At 49.7% G+C, this 1,709-nt stretch carries 1 protein-coding gene; it reads left to right on the forward strand.

What is annotated here, in order from left to right; genetic code table 11:
• Positions 1 to 145: 145 nt before the first annotated feature.
• A complete protein-coding gene (locus DWY55_RS21730; protein ID WP_165853826.1) occupies positions 146 to 1,531 on the forward strand; it encodes a transposase in 1,386 nt (461 codons plus the stop codon).
• Positions 1,532 to 1,709 lie beyond the last annotated feature (178 nt).

Consider the following 1,709-nt stretch of genomic DNA (forward strand, 5'->3'; position numbering starts at 1 on the left):
TAGGGACTGTCGTAAAAAGAATAAAACTTTATAACGAATTGATTGCCAATGCAATATAAAATTTGTATCTTAGCTAAAGATAAAAAGAATACCTCCAATTGCCCTAGAAAAGCCAAATTTGGAGGTATCGCAAAAATTAATCTGCATGGCTAAGGTACAAAATTTCTCTGGAATATCACCCGATCTTCCTTTCACGGAGTTCGATTTTTATGAATTGTATAGGCAGACATTCGCGACTAGCGAGCTGGGAAAAATCAGGAAGAGGCTGCCGCTACGTGAGATGGCAGAGAACTTTGGACTGATAAGCAAGAGCATGAGAGCGAAGAAAGGACGAAAAACATACTTCACCCCGGAGGGCAAGGTTGCGCTGATGTTCCTGAAGATGTACACAGGTCTGAGCAGCCCGAAGTTGATGGAGCATCTTAACGGCAACGTCCACTATCAGCTCTTCTGCGATGTGAGAATAGACCCGATGCATCCTCTGACGAACTACAAACTTCTGGACGACGTGTTTTCGGAGCTGGCCCGCGGGCTGAAGATCCAACAGCAGCAGGAGATACTGGCAAGAGCCTGGAAACCGTACATGAAGGACCTGGACACGATGTATACGGATGCGACCTGTTACGAGAGCGAGATGCGCTATCCTACGGATCCGAAGCTCCTGTGGGAAGGAATAGAGAAGTCATATGAGATAATGTGCACTCTGAGTGCCAAGCTGAATGTGCACCGTCCGAGGACGAAGTACGTAGACGTAGAGAAGGCCAACCTGTCGTACAGGAAGCGGCGCAGGCATACGAAAGTCCAGACTAGGAAACTGACCAGACGCCTGCTCAACCTTTTGGGGAAGATACTGAAGGAGACCCGCACACTGGAGAGGGAGAATGCAGGCGCGGAGAAATTGCTGACAGTCAGACAGAAGAGCGATATTGAAATCATCACAAGAGTGTACCGCCAGCAGAAGGCCCACTTCGAGAACAACAATCCTCGCGAGAGTGTCAAGGACAGGATAGTGAGCATCAGCAAGCCGTATGTGAGGCCAATCGTGAGAGGCAAGGAAGTGAAGAGCGTAGAGTTCGGTGCGAAGTGCAACAACATCCAGGTTGACGGACTCTCATTCATCGAGAAGCTGTCATTCAATGCCTTCAACGAGGGAACCAGGCTTCCGCACTGCCTGAAGATGCACCGAAAGCTCTTCGGTGTGGAGGCGAAGAAGGCCGGAGGAGACGCAAGCTATGCCGGCAGCGCCAACAGGGAGTACTGCAAGGATAGAGGAATACAGACGTCATTCGTCAAGCGTGGCCGTCCGTCCTTGGAAAAGAAAGAGAACGACATCATCCGCAACGAGCTGGCGAGGATAAGGGCAACGAGGATGGAAGGCTCGTTCGGAACGCAGAAGGAACACTATGGCCTGAAACGCATCAAGGCAAGGACGAAGTTGACCGAAATCCTGTACATCTTCTTTGGCATCCACACGGCGAATGTAGTACAGCTCGTCCGGCGGGAAGTAAACGAAATTGCCCAGGCTGCCTGATGTTCGAGGTGAGTGAGAAACGGCCCTTTCACTGGAGTATTGGCTCCAGTTGGGTCCAAAAATGAAAAAAGGGGCTCCGAAACGGAGCCGAAAATATAAAAAGATGAGTTCGATCGGAAAAATTACCGGGACAGTCTGCCGATTGACTCATAATGACGGAATTTAACGACAGTCCCTA

The sequence above is a fragment of the Bacteroides sp. AF25-38AC genome, assembly GCF_003602995.1.
Classification (GTDB): domain Bacteria; phylum Bacteroidota; class Bacteroidia; order Bacteroidales; family Bacteroidaceae; genus Bacteroides; species Bacteroides uniformis.